The 14295-nt window shown below is 67.4% G+C and carries 23 protein-coding genes; 16 read left to right on the top strand and 7 right to left on the bottom strand.

Features of this window, described 5'->3' with window-relative positions; genetic code table 11:
* The first annotated feature begins 26 nt into the window (after positions 1-26).
* Genes ACFE7K_RS12690 through ACFE7K_RS12650 form a run of 9 tightly spaced genes read left to right on the top strand, consistent with a single transcriptional unit; the run spans position 27 to position 5901 of the window.
* Positions 27-926, top strand: coding sequence for a heme o synthase (locus tag ACFE7K_RS12690; RefSeq protein ID WP_375398562.1), 900 nt, complete (start codon positions 27-29; stop codon positions 924-926).
* Entirely contained in the window at positions 923-1060 is a 138-nt protein-coding gene (locus ACFE7K_RS12685; RefSeq protein ID WP_375398561.1) for a hypothetical protein, read from the top strand. The genes ACFE7K_RS12690 and ACFE7K_RS12685 overlap by 4 nt, the downstream gene beginning before the upstream one ends.
* Positions 1057-1590: a cytochrome c oxidase assembly protein gene (locus tag ACFE7K_RS12680; RefSeq protein WP_375398560.1), complete on the top strand. Its 534-nt coding sequence runs from the start codon at positions 1057-1059 to the stop codon at positions 1588-1590. Before ACFE7K_RS12685 ends, ACFE7K_RS12680 begins: the two co-directional genes overlap by 4 nt.
* A 34-nt stretch (positions 1591-1624) precedes the next feature.
* Positions 1625-2536, top strand: a complete 912-nt coding sequence (locus ACFE7K_RS12675; RefSeq protein WP_375398559.1) for a cytochrome c oxidase subunit 3 — start codon at positions 1625-1627, stop codon at positions 2534-2536.
* Positions 2533-2655, top strand: a complete 123-nt coding sequence (locus ACFE7K_RS12670; protein WP_375398558.1) for a hypothetical protein — start codon at positions 2533-2535, stop codon at positions 2653-2655. The genes ACFE7K_RS12675 and ACFE7K_RS12670 overlap by 4 nt, the downstream gene beginning before the upstream one ends.
* Complete coding sequence (locus ACFE7K_RS12665) at positions 2639-3025, top strand: DUF983 domain-containing protein (protein WP_375398557.1); 387 nt, start codon at positions 2639-2641, stop codon at positions 3023-3025. The genes ACFE7K_RS12670 and ACFE7K_RS12665 overlap by 17 nt, the downstream gene beginning before the upstream one ends.
* A complete protein-coding gene (locus ACFE7K_RS12660) occupies positions 3022-3633 on the top strand; it encodes an SURF1 family cytochrome oxidase biogenesis protein (protein WP_375398556.1) in 612 nt (203 codons plus the stop codon). The genes ACFE7K_RS12665 and ACFE7K_RS12660 overlap by 4 nt, the downstream gene beginning before the upstream one ends.
* A gap of 1 nt (position 3634) precedes the next feature.
* A complete protein-coding gene (gene thrC / locus ACFE7K_RS12655) occupies positions 3635-5035 on the top strand; it encodes a threonine synthase (protein WP_375398555.1) in 1401 nt (466 codons plus the stop codon).
* The gene (locus ACFE7K_RS12650; RefSeq protein ID WP_375398554.1) at positions 5032-5901 is read left to right on the top strand and encodes a class I SAM-dependent methyltransferase; all 870 of its coding nucleotides are present in this window, start codon (positions 5032-5034) and stop codon (positions 5899-5901) included. The genes thrC and ACFE7K_RS12650 overlap by 4 nt, the downstream gene beginning before the upstream one ends.
* Positions 5902-5918: 17 nt before the next feature.
* Here the strand turns inward: ACFE7K_RS12650 and ACFE7K_RS12645 are convergent, their stop codons facing one another.
* Both ACFE7K_RS12645 and ACFE7K_RS12640 read right to left on the bottom strand, forming a co-directional pair.
* Positions 5919-6131, bottom strand: coding sequence for a hypothetical protein (locus ACFE7K_RS12645; RefSeq protein WP_375398553.1), 213 nt, complete (start codon positions 6129-6131; stop codon positions 5919-5921).
* Between the two features lie 49 nt (positions 6132-6180).
* On the bottom strand, positions 6181-7770 hold the full coding sequence (locus ACFE7K_RS12640) for a cisplatin damage response ATP-dependent DNA ligase (protein WP_375398552.1): 1590 nt from the start codon (positions 7768-7770) through the stop codon (positions 6181-6183).
* Between the two features lie 115 nt (positions 7771-7885).
* Here ACFE7K_RS12640 and ACFE7K_RS12635 point away from each other — a divergent pair, with 115 nt between their 5' ends.
* Complete coding sequence (locus tag ACFE7K_RS12635; protein WP_375398551.1) at positions 7886-8680, top strand: metallophosphoesterase; 795 nt, start codon at positions 7886-7888, stop codon at positions 8678-8680.
* Here the strand turns inward: ACFE7K_RS12635 and ACFE7K_RS12630 are convergent.
* The 4 genes from ACFE7K_RS12630 to ACFE7K_RS12615 form a co-directional block, all read right to left on the bottom strand.
* Entirely contained in the window at positions 8677-8862 is a 186-nt protein-coding gene (locus ACFE7K_RS12630) for a DUF1328 domain-containing protein (protein WP_375398550.1), read from the bottom strand. The two genes, ACFE7K_RS12635 and ACFE7K_RS12630, sit on opposite strands and share 4 nt — an antisense overlap.
* 57 nt (positions 8863-8919) lie before the next feature.
* Positions 8920-9411 carry a Dps family protein gene (locus tag ACFE7K_RS12625; RefSeq protein ID WP_375398549.1) on the bottom strand — a complete coding sequence of 164 codons (492 nt, stop codon included), beginning with the start codon at positions 9409-9411 and terminating at the stop codon, positions 8920-8922.
* A 98-nt stretch (positions 9412-9509) separates the two neighbouring features.
* A complete protein-coding gene (locus ACFE7K_RS12620; protein ID WP_375398548.1) occupies positions 9510-10067 on the bottom strand; it encodes a TMEM165/GDT1 family protein in 558 nt (185 codons plus the stop codon).
* A gap of 7 nt (positions 10068-10074) precedes the next feature.
* Positions 10075-10371, bottom strand: coding sequence for a hypothetical protein (locus ACFE7K_RS12615; protein ID WP_375398547.1), 297 nt, complete (start codon positions 10369-10371; stop codon positions 10075-10077).
* 218 nt (positions 10372-10589) lie between these two features.
* Here ACFE7K_RS12615 and ACFE7K_RS12610 point away from each other — a divergent pair, with 218 nt between their 5' ends.
* Both ACFE7K_RS12610 and rpmG read left to right on the top strand, forming a co-directional pair.
* Complete coding sequence (locus tag ACFE7K_RS12610) at positions 10590-11741, top strand: acyltransferase family protein (protein ID WP_375398546.1); 1152 nt, start codon at positions 10590-10592, stop codon at positions 11739-11741.
* A gap of 149 nt (positions 11742-11890) precedes the next feature.
* Positions 11891-12058: a 50S ribosomal protein L33 gene (gene rpmG / locus ACFE7K_RS12605; protein ID WP_375398545.1), complete on the top strand. Its 168-nt coding sequence runs from the start codon at positions 11891-11893 to the stop codon at positions 12056-12058.
* A gap of 28 nt (positions 12059-12086) precedes the next feature.
* On the opposite strand, the gene ACFE7K_RS12600 is transcribed toward rpmG, so the two are convergent.
* Positions 12087-12449, bottom strand: a complete 363-nt coding sequence (locus tag ACFE7K_RS12600) for a response regulator (RefSeq protein WP_375398544.1) — start codon at positions 12447-12449, stop codon at positions 12087-12089.
* Between the two features lie 33 nt (positions 12450-12482).
* Here ACFE7K_RS12600 and ACFE7K_RS12595 point away from each other — a divergent pair, with 33 nt between their 5' ends.
* The 4 genes from ACFE7K_RS12595 to ACFE7K_RS12580 form a co-directional block, all read left to right on the top strand.
* Positions 12483-12752, top strand: a complete 270-nt coding sequence (locus ACFE7K_RS12595; protein ID WP_375398543.1) for a DUF3572 domain-containing protein — start codon at positions 12483-12485, stop codon at positions 12750-12752.
* Positions 12749-13393, top strand: a complete 645-nt coding sequence (locus ACFE7K_RS12590; protein ID WP_375398542.1) for an HAD family hydrolase — start codon at positions 12749-12751, stop codon at positions 13391-13393. Before ACFE7K_RS12595 ends, ACFE7K_RS12590 begins: the two co-directional genes overlap by 4 nt.
* Positions 13390-13863 carry a RidA family protein gene (locus ACFE7K_RS12585; RefSeq protein WP_375398541.1) on the top strand — a complete coding sequence of 158 codons (474 nt, stop codon included), beginning with the start codon at positions 13390-13392 and terminating at the stop codon, positions 13861-13863. The genes ACFE7K_RS12590 and ACFE7K_RS12585 overlap by 4 nt, the downstream gene beginning before the upstream one ends.
* A gap of 11 nt (positions 13864-13874) precedes the next feature.
* The coding region (locus ACFE7K_RS12580) for an argininosuccinate synthase domain-containing protein (protein ID WP_375398540.1) at positions 13875-14295 on the top strand (421 nt) is incomplete at its 3' end.

Genomic DNA, 14295 nt, shown 5'->3' with positions numbered 1-14295 from the left:
GGCTGCGCCTATAGGCACCCCAGGCCATGACCGCCCAGACCCTTCCGATGCCCGCCGACTGGCGCGATTTCCTGGCGCTGACCAAGCCGCGGGTGATGACCCTGGTGGTGTTCACCGGGCTGTGCGGCCTGCTCGCCGCCCCCGGCTACGTCGACCCCGTGATCGGCTTTACCGCCATCCTGTGCATCGCCTTGGGCGCGGGCGCGGCCGGCGCGCTCAACCAATGGTATGAGGTCGATATCGACGCCCGGATGCGCCGGACGGCAAACCGCCCGCTGCCCGCCGGCCGCATGGCGGGCGAGACCGCGTTCCAGTTTGGGGTCGGTCTGGGCGTCTTTTCTGTCCTGCTGATGGGGCTGGCGACCAATGTACTGGCCGCCGGCATCCTGGCCGCATCGATCCTGTTCTACGTGCTGGTCTACACGATATGGCTGAAGCCGCGCACGCCGCAGAACATCGTCATCGGCGGCGCCGCCGGGGCCTTTCCGCCGCTGATCGGCTGGGCAGCGGCGACCGGCTCGCTCTCGCTGCTGCCGCTGCTGCTGTTCGCGCTGGTCTTCCTGTGGACGCCGCCGCATTTCTGGGCGCTCGCCTTGTTCGTGAAGTCCGACTACGCCGCCGCAGGCATCCCGATGCTGCCCGTCGTCGCCGGCGAGCGCACTACGCGGACCTGGATCGCGCTCTACACGGCGCCGATGGCGATAACGGCGATCGCGCCGTGGCCGCTCGGCCTGGCCGGTGCGATCTATGGCTTCACCGCCCTTGCTGCCACCGCCTGGTTTGCCTTTCTCGCCGGCGGTGTCGCGATACGCATGACCGCCGGGCCCGACGACACGATGCGCCCCGAACGGCGGTTGTTCGCCTTTTCGATCGCCTATCTGTTCGTGCTGTTCGGGGCCCTGGTGGTCGACCGATGGCTGGCATGACCCCCGACGACCAGCGCATCGCCGACCAGCGCCGCCGCAGCCGCGCGCTCGTCACCGCGCTGATCCTGGGCGCGCTGGTCGTGCTGATCTTCGCGCTCGCCATCGTCAAGATCAAAGCGGGGGTGGCGGGATGACCGGCGCCAACCGCACCGCAATGCTGCTGGCCTTTGCGGTATGCTGTTCGAGCGGGCTCGCCTGGGCCAGCGTGCCGCTCTACCGGATGTTCTGTCAGGCGACCGGGCTGAACGGCACCACCGGGCGCGGCATTCGCGCCCCGGGCGCTACCGACCGGCAGGTCACGGTCGCTTTCGACACCAATGTCGCGCCGGGCATGGCGTGGAAGTTCAAGCCCGAAAACGAATCGGAGACGATCGACATCGGCGCGCGCGACATGGCGTTCTTCACCGCGACCAATACGTCCGACCGGACGATCACCGGCACCGCCACGTTCAACGTCACCCCGGCCCAGGCGGGCGTGTATTTCAAGAAGATCCAGTGCTTCTGCTTCACCCAGCAGACGCTGAAGCCCGGCGAGACGGTGCGGATGCCGGTGATCTTCTACGTCGATCCGGCGATCCTGAAGGACGCCGACGCCAGCGATATCCGCACGATCACGCTCAGCTACACGTTTTACCCGGTGGATTCAGCGAGAACGCCCGGCTAGGACGGCGCGGACACGCCATTTAACGAGGACCGACATGGCCGGCGCGAAGAACCACGATTATCATATCCTGGCACCCGATCCCTGGCCGATCATCGGCGCGTTCTCGGCGCTGGCGATGGCGGCGGGCGGCATCATGTGGATGCACAGCTACGACACCCACGGCATCCTGTTCTTCGCCGGTGTGGCGGGCGTACTGTTCACGATGTTCTCGTGGTGGGCAAACGTCATCAAGGAAGCGCATGAGGGGTTCCACACCCCGGTCGTCCAGCTCCACCTGCGCTATGGCATGGTGCTGTTCATCGCGTCGGAAGTGATGTTCTTCGTCGGCTGGTTCTGGGCGTTCTTCGATTTTTCGCTGTTCCCGGCGCCGATCCAATATGTCGACGGCGCGACCAGCGCGATCACCGACGCGACCGCCGCCGCCGCCGCGACCTGGCCGCCCAAGGGGCTGGAGGTGATCAACGCCTTCAAGTTCCCCCTGCTCAACACGATCATCCTGCTGCTGTCGGGGACCACCGTGACCTGGGCGCACCACGCGCTGATCCACAACCAGCGCGGCGGGGCGATGAAGGGCCTGTGGGGCCTGATCGGCGTCGGCGAGAATGACGGCGTCAAGAAGGGCCTGTGGCTGACCATCATCCTCGGCCTGTTGTTCAGCTCGATCCAGGCCTATGAATATGCCGACGCGCCGTTCCCCTATAAGGGCATCAATTATGGCGCGTCGTTCTTCATGGCGACGGGATTCCACGGGTTCCACGTCATGATCGGCACGGTTTTCCTGATCGTGAACCTGGTCCGCGTCTATCGCGGCGATTTCACTCCACGCCAGCATTTCGGGTTCGAGGCGGCGGCGTGGTACTGGCATTTCGTCGACGTCGTGTGGCTGTTCCTGTTCGTCACCATCTATGTCTGGGGCGGCTGGGGCGCTCCGGTCCACGCCGGATGACGCCCGGCGGCCGGCATCTGGCGCGGATCAGGGTCGGGCTGGACGTGAGCTTCGTCACGCCAGCGCCCGGTCGGCCGATCGACCACCAACCCGATCCCCGGCGTGTCGGCACCGCCTGATGCCGCCGCAGCGCCGGCGCCCGTCCAGGTCGGGCTGAAGGGGCTGTGCCCGCGCTGCGGCGCGCCGACCTTGTTCGACGGCTGGGCCAGGTTTGCCGAGCAATGCCCCGCCTGCGGACTCGATTATTCGGCGTTCAACGTCGGCGACGGGCCGGCCGCGTTCCTGACGCTGATCCTGGGCACGATCGTCGTCGCCGCCGCGATCACGCTTGAGCTGGCCGCGCATCCGCCATGGTGGGTGCATCTGGTCTGGGTGCCGGTCACCACCGGCGCGGTCGTGCTCGCGCTGCGCGCCTCCAAGGGCGTGCTGCTTGCGCTGGAATATCGCAACGCCGCGCAGGAGGGCCGGATCTCGCAGGACCAGCCATGAAACGCTTTCCCGTGGTGGCGACCGCGATCGTCGCGCTGGCGGTGGCCGCGATGATCGCTTTGGGCTTCTGGCAGCTGTTCGACCGACGGCCGAAGAAGCTCGCCTATCTGCGCGAGCTAGCGGCCAATCCGACCCGGCCGCCGATCGCCTTTCCGCGCGTGCCGGTCGGCGACGACCTGCTGTTCCGGCGGGCGAGCGGCTTCTGCCTCCAGCCGGTGAGCTTCGCGGTCGAGGGCGCGGGCGCGCGCGGCTTTCGGGTAATCGCACGATGCCGCACCGGCATCGAAGGGCCCGGCTTTACCGTCCAGCTCGGTACGACGCGCGATCCCGATGCGAAGCCGGCGTGGCGTGGCGGCAGGGTAAGCGGCATCATCAGCCACGCGCCCGATCACCGCTCGCTGATCGCCGGACTGTTCGGCAAGCAGCCGCCCGCCGAACTGATGCTGGTCGCCAGCCGCCCCGCCCCCGGCCTGGCCGCCAATCCCGCGCCATCGATCGACGCGATGCCCAATAATCATCTGGCCTATGGCGTGCAATGGTTCCTGTTCGCCGCGGTTGCCCTCATCATCTATGGCCTGGCGGTGTGGCGACGGATACGACGGGTCTGAGATGAGATATGTAAGCACGCGCGGCGCCGCCCCCGCGCTCGATTTCCGCGAGGTGACGCTGGCCGGGCTGGCAAGGGATGGCGGCCTGTACCTGCCCGAAAGCTGGCCGATCCTGTCGCGTGAGGCGATCGCCGCCCTGGCGGGGCTGAGCTATGTCGAGACGGCGGTGCGCGTGATGCTGCCCTTTGTCGGCGAGTCGATCGACGAGGAGGCGCTGCGCGGCTTGTGCCGCCAGGCCTATGGCCGGTTCGCGGTCGATGCGGTGACGCCGTTGGTTCAGCTCGACCACCAGCATTGGCTGCTCGAACTGTTCCATGGGCCGACGCTGGCGTTCAAGGACGTCGCGCTGCAATTGCTGGGGCTGCTGTTTGAACGATTCCTGGTCGGTGCCGAGCGCCCGTTGACGGTGATCGGGGCGACCAGCGGCGATACCGGATCGGCGGCGATCGACGCGCTGGCCGGCCGCGAGCATGTCGAGGTCTTCATGCTCCATCCCCATGGCCGCGTGTCCGACGTCCAGCGGCGCCAGATGACCACGGTGCTCGCGCCCAACATCCACAACATCGCGATCGAGGGCAGTTTCGACGACGCTCAAGGCCTGGTGAAAGGAATGTTCAACGCGCAAGCGGCGGGCGTGGGGCCACTTGCGCACCTCCGGCTGTCGGCGGTCAATTCGATCAACTGGGCGCGGCTGATGGCGCAAATCGTCTATTATTTCTATGCCGCGGTCCGGCTCGGCGCGCCCGATCGCGCAATCGCCTTTGCCGTACCGACGGGCAATTTCGGCGATGTCTTCGCCGGCTATGTCGCTGCGCGGATGGGCTTACCCGTCGCCCGCCTGATCGTCGCGACCAACGTCAACGACATCCTCGCGCGTGCGCTGGCCGGCGGAGATTATTCCAGCCGCGCGGTGGTGGCGACACCGACGCCGTCGATGGACATTCAGGTCAGCTCGAACTTCGAGCGGCTGCTGTTCGATCTGGGCGGGCGCGATGGCGCGGCGCTCGGCAATCAGATGGCGAGTTTCGAGGAGACCCGCGCGCTGCGCCTGACCAATGCGCAGCTGACCGGTGCGGCCGACCTTTTCACGGCGACGCGGATAGACCTGGACGACATGGCGCTGGCGATGCGCTGGGCGCATGAGCATGGCGGGCAGGTGATCGATCCGCATACCGCGATCGGGCTGGGCGCCGCGCAGGCAGCCGCGCTCGACGTGCCGATCGTCACGCTGGCGACCGCGCATCCGGCCAAGTTCCGCGACGCGGTCGAGCGCGCGACGGGGTTCCGCCCGGCCCTGCCCGCGCGGGTCGGCACGCTGTTCGATCGCGAGGAGCGCTTCACCGTCCTGCCGGCCACGATGGAGGCGGTCGCCCGATACGTCGCCGCCAACGCCGCAACGTGAAGCTCGCCACGCTGATCGGCGGGCCGTGGGCCGATTACGGCCTGATCGATTCGGGGCATGGCCGCAAGATCGAGCGGTACGGCCGCTTCCGCTTCATCCGTCCCGAGCCCCAGGCGATGTGGGCGCCCGCCGGCGCCGACTGGCATGCCGACGGCGAATTCCTTCCCGGTTCGGACGAGGAAGGCGGCGGGCGCTGGCAATTCACCGGCCAGGTGCCGCGCGATGGCTGGCCGCTGCATTGGGACGACGTCGCCTTCATCGCGCAGGCGACACCGTTCCGCCATCTCGGCTTCTTTCCCGACATGACGCCGGTCTGGTCGTGGATGCGCGAGCGGCTGGATGGCGTCGACGAGCCCGAAGCGCTCAACCTGTTCGGCTATACCGGGGTCGCCACGCTGGCGCTGGCGGCCAGGGGCACACGGATGGTCCATGTCGACGCCTCGAGGAAGTCGGTCGACGGCGCGCGCGCCAATGCCCTGTTGTCGGACCTGGCCGATCGGCCCATCCGCTGGATAACCGACGACGCGACTAAATTCACCGCGCGCGAGGTAAGGCGCGGGCGGCGCTATGACGGCATCCTGCTCGATCCGCCCAAGTTCGGGCGGGGGCCGGAGGGCGAGGTGTGGCGGCTTGAGGAAGGGCTGCCGGGACTGGTCGCGGATTGCCGCCGGCTGCTCGACGCGCAATCGCGCTTCCTGTTCCTGACGGTCTATGCGGTGCGGATGTCGGCGCTGGCGATCGGCGAGCTGGTCGCCCAGGCCTTTGCCGACCTGCCGGGCACGGTCGAGGCCGGCGAACTGGCGGTTCGCGAGGAAGCACGCGGACTGCTGCTGCCCACCGCGATCTGGGCGCGCTGGAGTCGGTAGCCGGGGCCGAACTCACCTCAATCGCGAGCAGCGGCGTCGATCACCTCGTCCTCCCCGTCCGCGCCGGTCCGCTGATAGCCATCGCCCGTCGCGGCATCCTGGTCGAAATCCTCGCCGGGATTGCCGCCACCCGCGCCGCTGCCGCTGCCGTGCACCGCGCCGGTCCTGGTGTCGATCGACGCCCGCTTGCCGTTATCGGGCGGTATGTCGCGCTGGTCTTTATCGCTCACGGTCGATCTCCTTGCGCATCAACCGCACGAACGGCGCCGGCGTTCCGGATCAGGTCGCCATCCGGCGCAGCGTGTCGACGCGGTCGGCCTCGGCCGCGGGCTTGTCGGTGCGGATGCGGTGGATGCGCGGGAAGCGCATCGCCAGCCCGGATTTGTGGCGCTTCGATTGGTGGATCGAATCAAACGCGACTTCGAGCACCAGCGTCTTTTCGACTTCGCGCACCGGGCCGAAGCGGGCGAGCGTATGGTTGCGCACGAAGCCGTCGAGCATCTTCAACTCCGCATCGGTGATCCCCGAATAGGCCTTGCCGACCGGCAACAGCTCGCCGTCCTCGGTCCAGCAGCCGAACGTATAGTCGCTGTAGAAGGACGAGCGGCGGCCGTTGCCGCGTTGCGCGTACATCATCACGCAATCGGCGGTCAGCGGATCGCGTTTCCACTTGTACCACAGGCCCGTGCGCCGCCCGGCGACATAGTCCGAATCACGCCGCTTGAGCATCACGCCCTCGATCGCGGCGTCGCGCGCACCGGCACGGATCGCCTCCAGCGCCTCAAAATCGGCCGCATCGATCAGCGCGCTGACGTCGAACCGCTCGGGATCGAGCCTGGCGGCAAGCGCTTCGAGCCGCCGGCGGCGCGCGGTCCACGGCAGCGTCCGCAGATCCTCGGCGCCATCGAAGAGGATGTCGTACAGCCGGACGAAGGCGGGATAATCGGCCATCATCCGCGGCGACACCGTTTTTCGCCCCAATCGCTGCTGCAGGGCATTGAAGCTGGCCGCCCCGCCGCCTTCATCGAGCGTGCCGCCCTGCACCTCGCCACGCACCATCAGTTCGCCGTCGAACACGGCCGGGGTCGCGAACGCGCCCGCAATCTCGGGAAAGCTGCGGGTGATGTCGTCGCCGGCGCGGCTGTAGAGCCGGGTCTCGCCGCCGACATGGACCAACTGGACACGGATGCCGTCCCATTTCCACTCCGCGGCGAAATCCGCCAGGTCGACGCGCAGTTCCTCCAGCGGGTGGGCGAGCATGAACGGACGGAACACCGGCACGTCGCCCGCGCTCGGCTGTTGCCCGCGTCCCTCGATCCAGTCGAACAGGTCGGCATAAGGCGGGCGGATCGCGTGCCACACCTCCTCCACGCCCTCCACCGTCACGCCGAACGCATGCGCCAGCGCGGTTTTGGCCAGCCGCGCCGACACGCCGATGCGCAGCGCCCCCGTCGCCATCTTGAGCAGCGCGAACCGTTCCTCGGCATCCATCCGGTCGAGCATCGCCGCTAGCGCGGCCGGCGCGTCCGACCGCGACAGCGTGGCGAGCCGCTCGACCACCGCCGAAACGCTCAGCGGCTCGCCCGCGCCGTCCTCCGCCCCCGGCCACAGCAACGCCACCGTCTCGGCGGTATCACCGACATAGTCGCGGCTCATCCTGAACAGCACCGGGTCGACTCGCGCCTCGATCAGCGCGCGGATCACGGCGGGCTTGACCGCGGGCAGATCCAGATCGCCGGTCAGCGTCGCCATCGCCCAGCCGCGATCGGGATCGGGCGCGGCCTGCAGATAATCGCCGATCAGCTTCAGCTTGGCGTTGCGTGATCGCGTATAGATGAGCGAATCGAGGAGTTGGGCGAAAGCGTGCATGGCCCGATCAGCATCGCCCCGGGCGACGGCTTCCGCCAGCCCCCCGGCTATTGTACTGCATTGCAGCATGAAACGATTGTTGCTCAGAGTCCTCGGGCTTGCGGTCCTGATCGGAATGGCAATCCTCACTTATGCCTTTGCCGAGGCGCGGCACGATCCGGTGGTACGCACCGCACGGATCGCATTGCCCGGCTGGCCGGCGGGCGCCGCGCCGGTCCGCATGGTGCTGATCAGCGACATCCATATCGGCACCGCCGCGATGGACGCCGCCCGGCTCGACCGCATCGTCATGCAGATCGACGCACTTCGCCCCGATCTGGTGCTGATCGCCGGCGATTTCATCTTCGGGCACGATCCGCGCGGCGCCGAGCGGCTCGGCCCGGCGATGGTCGCGCCGCTGTCGCGGCTGCGGGCGCGGCTCGGCGTGGTCGCGGTGATGGGCAATCACGACAATTGGACCGGAGCGGCCACGGTTCGCGCGCAACTGGCGAGCGCCGGCATCATTGTCCTGGAAAACCAGGCGATCGTGCGCGGACCGCTGGCGCTTGGCGGGGTCGGCGACGACTTTTCGGGCCATGCCGATCTGCCCGCGACGCTGGCCGCGCTGCGCCGCCTGCCCGGGGCGCGCGTGCTGCTGACGCATTCGCCCGATCTCGCGCCGATGCTGCCCGACGACACGACCCTGCTGCTTGCCGGGCATACGCATTGCGGGCAGGTGGTGCTGCCGCTGTTCGGCCCGCTCAGCGAGGTTTCGCGTTACGGCAACCGGTTCCGTTGCGGGCTGATCGTCGAGGGATCGCATATCATCGTCGTGACCGGCGGGCTTGGCGCCAGCGGCGTGTCGCTGCGCCTGGGCGCGCCGCCCGACCTCTGGCTGCTGACGCTGGGGCCGAAAGTCAGCGCACCCTAATCCACGGCGTCCTTGACCGCGCGTCCGGCGGCGATCGCCAGCACCAGGAACACTAGGAAGACCGCCAGCGCCAGGAAGAACAGCAGCTTGGCAATGCCGGCAAAGGCGCTGGCCGCGCCGCCGAACCCCAGCAGCCCCAGGACCAGCGCGACGACGGCAAAGATGACGGCCCAGCGCAGCATGTTCTTCCTTCCCGCATCGACAGCCTCAAAGCGCGCGGCTGCCCCAAGGGTTCCCCCTCAGGTCTGGCGGCTTGCCTCGAACAGGAACCAGGCGCGGCGCTCGGCCTCGTCGGTCCAGACATCGATCATGCCGCTGGTGGCATTGTCCTTGGCCTCGTCGGCCAGGTCCTTGGCCTCGCGCAGCGCCTCGACCAGCTTGAGGTTGTCGTCGCGCAGCTCGCTCAGCATGGCGGCCGGCGGAACGAACTCCTTGTCGTTGTCGACGATCGTCTGGTGCCGCGCAATGTCGCCGATCGAGCGCAAGGTGGTGTTGCCGGTCTTGCGCACCCGCTCGGCGATGTCGTCGGTCACGGCAAATATCTGCGTGGCCTGCTCGTCGAGCATCAGGTGGTAATCGCGGAAATGCGGGCCCGAGACGTGCCAGTGGAAATTCTTGGTCTTGAGATAAAGCGCGAAGCTGTCGGCCAGGATGCCGTTCAGCGCATCGGCGACGGTCCGGGCGGCATTGCCCTTGAGATCGGTCGGGGTCTTGAGTTCGGCGGTTGCCATCGACAGCTCCATATGACTGGTTCGTTGCGACAACGGTCCAATATCGCAAATGCTCCACGCGCGCCGCTATTTTAACGACGATGGGATCGGGCCGCCGGTCAGACGAGCCGCAGCGCCGATACCGCCAGCCACGCACCCGTGGCGATCAGCACGACGCCGATGGCGATGCCGATCGCGCGATGGGGCAGCGCCCGCCAGGTCGCCTCGCCCGCCAGCGCCGCGGCGGCCAGCACCGCGACCCCGCCGATCGCGCCGCCGATCGCCGCCGGCACCGGCAGGCCGCCGGCCGCCACCACCAGCGTCGCGAATTGGGTACGATCGCCCAGTCCCCATGCCACCAGCCGGACGAAGGTGGCCACTATCGGCCGGCGGTCGGCCGGCGGCCCGACGGGCTTGGGCGGCATCAACGCGCCGCCGCCCGCCAGGATCAGCGCGAAGCCGAGCAGCAGCCGGGCCGCATCGGCGTTGAGGTGACCGGCAAGAAGGATGCCGCCGATCGCTGCCGACGCCTGGGTCACCGCCAGCGCGGCAACGATCACGCCGAGCAATGCGCCGAAATGCCGGTGGCGTGCGCCGACGGTCGCCGCCAGTACCGCCGACCGGTCGGTCGCGCGGATCAGCAGCGCGGCGACCAGCGCCGCCATCAGCGCATCCATCGGTCGCTCAGCCGGTCAGGCGGACCGCGCCCGCGGCGCAGTAGATGCGCGCCGCGTCGGCATCGCGCCGCTCGCATTGCCCCGCATCGCGCAATACGCCCAGCCAGCCGGCCACGACCAACCGGCCTTCGCCGTGGGCCAGCGCTGATTCGAGTGCGCGGGCCACGGCGACGACGGGCAACAGGCCGTACGCCTCCGCGCTGTTCCGGATCGCGGCGACTTCGCGGACCATGTCGCCCGCGCGCAAATGGCGCCCGACCTGGTCAAGCCGCACGATCCGCGCCTGCAATTCGCCGTCGACCATTCCCCGCTCCCCGCCTCTGCCCCCCGAAACGCTAGCCGACCAGGCATGAAACCCGCGTTAATTGTCCGGTGACAGGTTACGAATAACGACGCCGCGTGGAGGCAGCCGGCAAGGCCCGCACGGATCGTCAATTCGGATAGGCCACGCTACCTGCCTAGGGGTGCCAACCCTAGCCCGCGACGACTTCCTCGTGTTATGCCGCCTCGATTGGAACGCACATGAAACTAGCGGACAAGCCCGAGCGCTTTGGAGAGCACGACAACGCTTTTGGCTTCCTGCGCCTTCTGTTCGCTTCTCTGGTGATCGTCTCGCACACCCCGGAGATCGTGGATGGCGACCCGCACCGGGAAGTCCTGCATTGGCTGACGGGCGGCATGACCTTTGGCGGTTTCGCAGTGTACGGGTTTTTCGTGATCAGCGGCTACCTGATCACGGGCAGCTATCTGAAAAGCGGGTCGACCGGCACCTATCTCATCAAGCGGATCGCGCGAATCTATCCCGCTTTCATTGTCGCGTCGCTATTCTCGCTCCTCGTCGTTGCGCCGGCGGCCGGCGCTTATCTCGAGCAGAGCGTCTGGCGAACCGCGGCCGGCGCCGTCGCTCATGTCGCGATCCTCGCAAGGCCAATGCTCCTGGGGGCTTTTGCAGGGACGCATTATGCCGAGATCGGGTCGGCGTTGAACGGCGCGATGTGGACGATCCAATACGAGTTCGCCTGTTACCTGCTGGTAATCGCTCTCGGTGCCATGGGATTGATCAGGCGACCGATGATCGTCGGATCGGCCGCGCTTTTGTTGGTGGTGCTTGCCGGATTCATCCCCGCGGGTCGCTTGCTGTGGCTCAGTAACCGCAATCTTTTTCCTGGACCACCCGCCGCGCTGTTCGAAATGATCGGCATGTTCCTCGCTGGCTCGACCTTTTACCTCATCGGGGAGCGTGTCGGCTTTTCAAGGATTTCGATACCTCTCGCAAGTGTCGCGTTTGTTGCCTTGCTGTTCATCCCCCAGCTGAACGGTATGACATATGCTGTATTGGGAAGTTATCTCATCTTCGCAGCTGCGCGCTTTGGCGCGCGAACCTGGCTGGGCAAGGTCAATAATGAGACAGACATATCATATGGCCTCTATCTATATGCCTGGCCCGTAGAACAGCTTCTCATCTGGTATAAGGTAACGGATAATCTGTTCTTGCTGGGGGCATTGACTTGGCTATTGGCCGCCATGCTCGGGTGGCTCAGCTGGATCGCGATCGAAAAGCCGGCCCTGTGGTGGGCTCGGAAGCATTTACGCGCCGGCACCGCGCGCGCGCCATCTACGCCTGTTCAAACCGCCGCATCCAGTCCGGCGCACGAAAGCGGGAACGGAACGTGACGCCATTCCCTGCGCCAATTTTCAAACGACCCACCGCCCTCTACCCATTGGCTTGACAATGCTGACCCCTTGGGTCATTGCCGCGCGCCTGTGGCGGCGGACCCGGTTTCCGCCGCCTTTCGCATTTCCAACCAGCAGGAATTCGGGTCATGGCCAAGCCGACCACCGTCAAGATCAAGCTCGTCAGCACGGCCGACACCGGGTTCTTCTATGTCACCAAGAAGAACCCGCGCACCCAGACCGAGAAGCTGACCTTCCGCAAGTACGATCCCGTCGTGCGCAAGCACGTCGAGTTCAAGGAAGCCAAGATCAAGTAAAGGCGCGCGGTAACTGGCGCGCACTGGCCTATAGCAGCCCGCGCACCTCCTCGACGAATCGCGACACCGAAATCGGTTTCGACACATAAGCGTCGGCCCCGGCGGCGCGGATGCGATCCTCGTCCTCGCGCCCGGCATAGGCGGTCACCGCCATGATCGGGATCATTCGAAGCGCATCATCGGCGCGGATGTCGACGATCAGGTCCAGCCCGCTGACATGCGGCAGCTGGATGTCCATCACGATCAGGTCGGGCGAGAAGTCGCGGGCGCGGTCCAGCGCCTCGCGCCCGTCGCGAACCGGCTCGGTGGCGAAGTCGTGGGCCCGCAACAGGTCGCAGAACAGCTTCAGGTTAAGTTCGTTGTCCTCGACAACCAGCACGCGCTTTGCCAACGGGGATCGCCTCCTTGAAAGACCATGATAGCGATGCCGGTGCCAGAGACCAATCACGATCCGGTGACGCTGGCGCTCCAGGCGCTGGTCTGGAGCCTGGCCGACCCGGAGCGGGCCAATCGCCTACTCGCGGTGACCGGCCTCGATCCGCGCGACCTGCGTCACCGCGCGAGCGACCGCGCCGTGCTGGCCGCCGCACTCGGCTTCCTCGAATCGCATGAGCCGGACCTGGTCGCCTGCGCCGACGGTATCGGCGTCCCGCCGGCGGCCCTGGTCGCCGCGCGCCGCCAGCTGGACATATGAGCCGGGCGCTCCTGATCTGCGATTGCGACGAGGTGCTGCTCCACATGGTGCGGCATTTCGGTCCGTGGCTGCGTGAACGCCACGATATCGCCTTCACCCCCGATGGCGGCGATTTCGCCACCGCGTTGCGCCATGCCGACGGGACGCTGGTCGCGCGCGAGAAAATGTGGGCGATCCTTGACCAGTTCTTTCCCGCCGAGATGGCGCGGCAGACGCTGGTCCCCGGCGCGGCCGAGGCGCTGGCGATGCTGGCGGACCAGGCCGACATCGTCATCCTCACCAATTTGGGCGACCATTGCCGCGACCATCGCGTCACGCAACTGGCCGCGCACGGCATCCGCCACCGCGTCGAGACCAACCATGGCGGCAAGGGCGGCCCGGTCGCCGCCCTGGTCACCGAATTTTCCCCCAGCGTGACGGTGTTCGTCGATGACCTGGCGGTGCACCACGCCTCGGTCGCCAGGCACGCCCCCGGGGTCCACCGCCTCCATCTGATCGCCGAGCCGGCCATGGCCCCGCACGTGCCGCCCGCGCCTGACGCGCATGCCCGGATCGACGATTGGACGCTTGCTTATCCCTGGATCGCCGCGCGCTTTGCCGCCGGGGTTCCGGCCATCGCCTCAACAGGAGTATCCGCATGACCGATCGCATCGCCCGCAAGCTGGAGGAACTGGGCCTGGCGCTGCCGACCGCGGCGGCGCCGGTCGCCTCCTACGTCCCGTCGGTCGATGCCGGCGGGCTGCTGCATATTTCCGGGCAGCTGCCGTTCAAGGAGGGCAAGGTGGTGACCGGCCGGCTGGGCGACGGGATGGACAAGGTCGCGGGACAGGAAGCCGCCGAACTGTGCGCGCTGATGCTGGTATCGCAGATGCGCGCCGCGCTGGGCGGCGACCTCGGCCGGGTCGAACGGATCGTCAAGCTGGGCGTCTTCGTCGCCTCCGCGCCCGACTTCACCGACCAGCCCGAGGTCGCCAACGGCGCCTCCAACCTGCTCGAGGCGCTGTTCGGCGAGGCCGGCAAGCACGCCCGCAGCGCGGTCGGGGTGGCGGCATTGCCGCGCGGCGCCGCGGTCGAGATCGATGCGGTGGTCAAGATCGCGCCGCTGCCGTAAGGCCCCGCGCCATGACCGAGCAGATCAACAGAGTCGTCCTGGCCTATTCGGGCGGGCTCGACACCAGCGTCATCCTCAAATGGCTGCAGCAGACCTATGCTTGCGAGGTCGTGACCTTCACCGCCGACCTGGGCCAGGGGGAGGAACTGGCGCCGGCGCGCGCCAAGGCCGAACTGATGGGGGTCAGGCCCGAGCATATCTTCATCGACGACCTGCGCGAGGAATTTGTCCGCGACTATGTCTTTCCGATGATGCGCGCCAATGCGCTGTACGAGGGGCTGTACCTGCTCGGCACCTCCATCGCGCGGCCGCTGATCGCCAGGCGCCAGATCGAGATCGCGCGCCAGGTGAATGCCGACGCGGTCAGCCATGGCGCCACCGGCAAGGGCAACGACCAGGTCCGCTTCGAGCTCGGCTATTACGCGCTGGCGC

This window comes from uncultured Sphingomonas sp., from assembly GCF_964244265.1.
Taxonomy (GTDB): domain Bacteria; phylum Pseudomonadota; class Alphaproteobacteria; order Sphingomonadales; family Sphingomonadaceae; genus Sphingomonas.
Note: the sequence above shows the minus strand (reverse complement) of the source record. Positions and strands in the feature narration are given on the sequence as shown.

Bases quoted from the DNA above. Each gene is read 5' to 3' on its own strand.
- ACFE7K_RS12690 (WP_375398562.1), top strand. From the start codon at position 27: ATGACCGCCCAGACCCTTCCGATGCCCGCCGACTGGCGCGATTTCCTG.
- ACFE7K_RS12685 (WP_375398561.1), top strand. From the start codon at position 923: ATGACCCCCGACGACCAGCGCATCGCCGACCAGCGCCGCCGCAGCCGC.
- ACFE7K_RS12680 (WP_375398560.1), top strand. From the start codon at position 1,057: ATGACCGGCGCCAACCGCACCGCAATGCTGCTGGCCTTTGCGGTATGC.
- ACFE7K_RS12675 (WP_375398559.1), top strand. From the start codon at position 1,625: ATGGCCGGCGCGAAGAACCACGATTATCATATCCTGGCACCCGATCCC.
- ACFE7K_RS12670 (WP_375398558.1), top strand. From the start codon at position 2,533: ATGACGCCCGGCGGCCGGCATCTGGCGCGGATCAGGGTCGGGCTGGAC.
- ACFE7K_RS12660 (WP_375398556.1), top strand. From the start codon at position 3,022: ATGAAACGCTTTCCCGTGGTGGCGACCGCGATCGTCGCGCTGGCGGTG.
- thrC (WP_375398555.1), top strand. From the start codon at position 3,635: ATGAGATATGTAAGCACGCGCGGCGCCGCCCCCGCGCTCGATTTCCGC.
- ACFE7K_RS12640 (WP_375398552.1), bottom strand. From the start codon at position 7,770: ATGCACGCTTTCGCCCAACTCCTCGATTCGCTCATCTATACGCGATCA.
- ACFE7K_RS12635 (WP_375398551.1), top strand. From the start codon at position 7,886: ATGGCAATCCTCACTTATGCCTTTGCCGAGGCGCGGCACGATCCGGTG.
- ACFE7K_RS12630 (WP_375398550.1), bottom strand. From the start codon at position 8,862: ATGCTGCGCTGGGCCGTCATCTTTGCCGTCGTCGCGCTGGTCCTGGGG.
- ACFE7K_RS12625 (WP_375398549.1), bottom strand. From the start codon at position 9,411: ATGGCAACCGCCGAACTCAAGACCCCGACCGATCTCAAGGGCAATGCC.
- ACFE7K_RS12620 (WP_375398548.1), bottom strand. From the start codon at position 10,067: ATGGATGCGCTGATGGCGGCGCTGGTCGCCGCGCTGCTGATCCGCGCG.
- ACFE7K_RS12615 (WP_375398547.1), bottom strand. From the start codon at position 10,371: ATGGTCGACGGCGAATTGCAGGCGCGGATCGTGCGGCTTGACCAGGTC.
- ACFE7K_RS12610 (WP_375398546.1), top strand. From the start codon at position 10,590: ATGAAACTAGCGGACAAGCCCGAGCGCTTTGGAGAGCACGACAACGCT.
- rpmG (WP_375398545.1), top strand. From the start codon at position 11,891: ATGGCCAAGCCGACCACCGTCAAGATCAAGCTCGTCAGCACGGCCGAC.
- ACFE7K_RS12595 (WP_375398543.1), top strand. From the start codon at position 12,483: ATGCCGGTGCCAGAGACCAATCACGATCCGGTGACGCTGGCGCTCCAG.
- ACFE7K_RS12590 (WP_375398542.1), top strand. From the start codon at position 12,749: ATGAGCCGGGCGCTCCTGATCTGCGATTGCGACGAGGTGCTGCTCCAC.
- ACFE7K_RS12585 (WP_375398541.1), top strand. From the start codon at position 13,390: ATGACCGATCGCATCGCCCGCAAGCTGGAGGAACTGGGCCTGGCGCTG.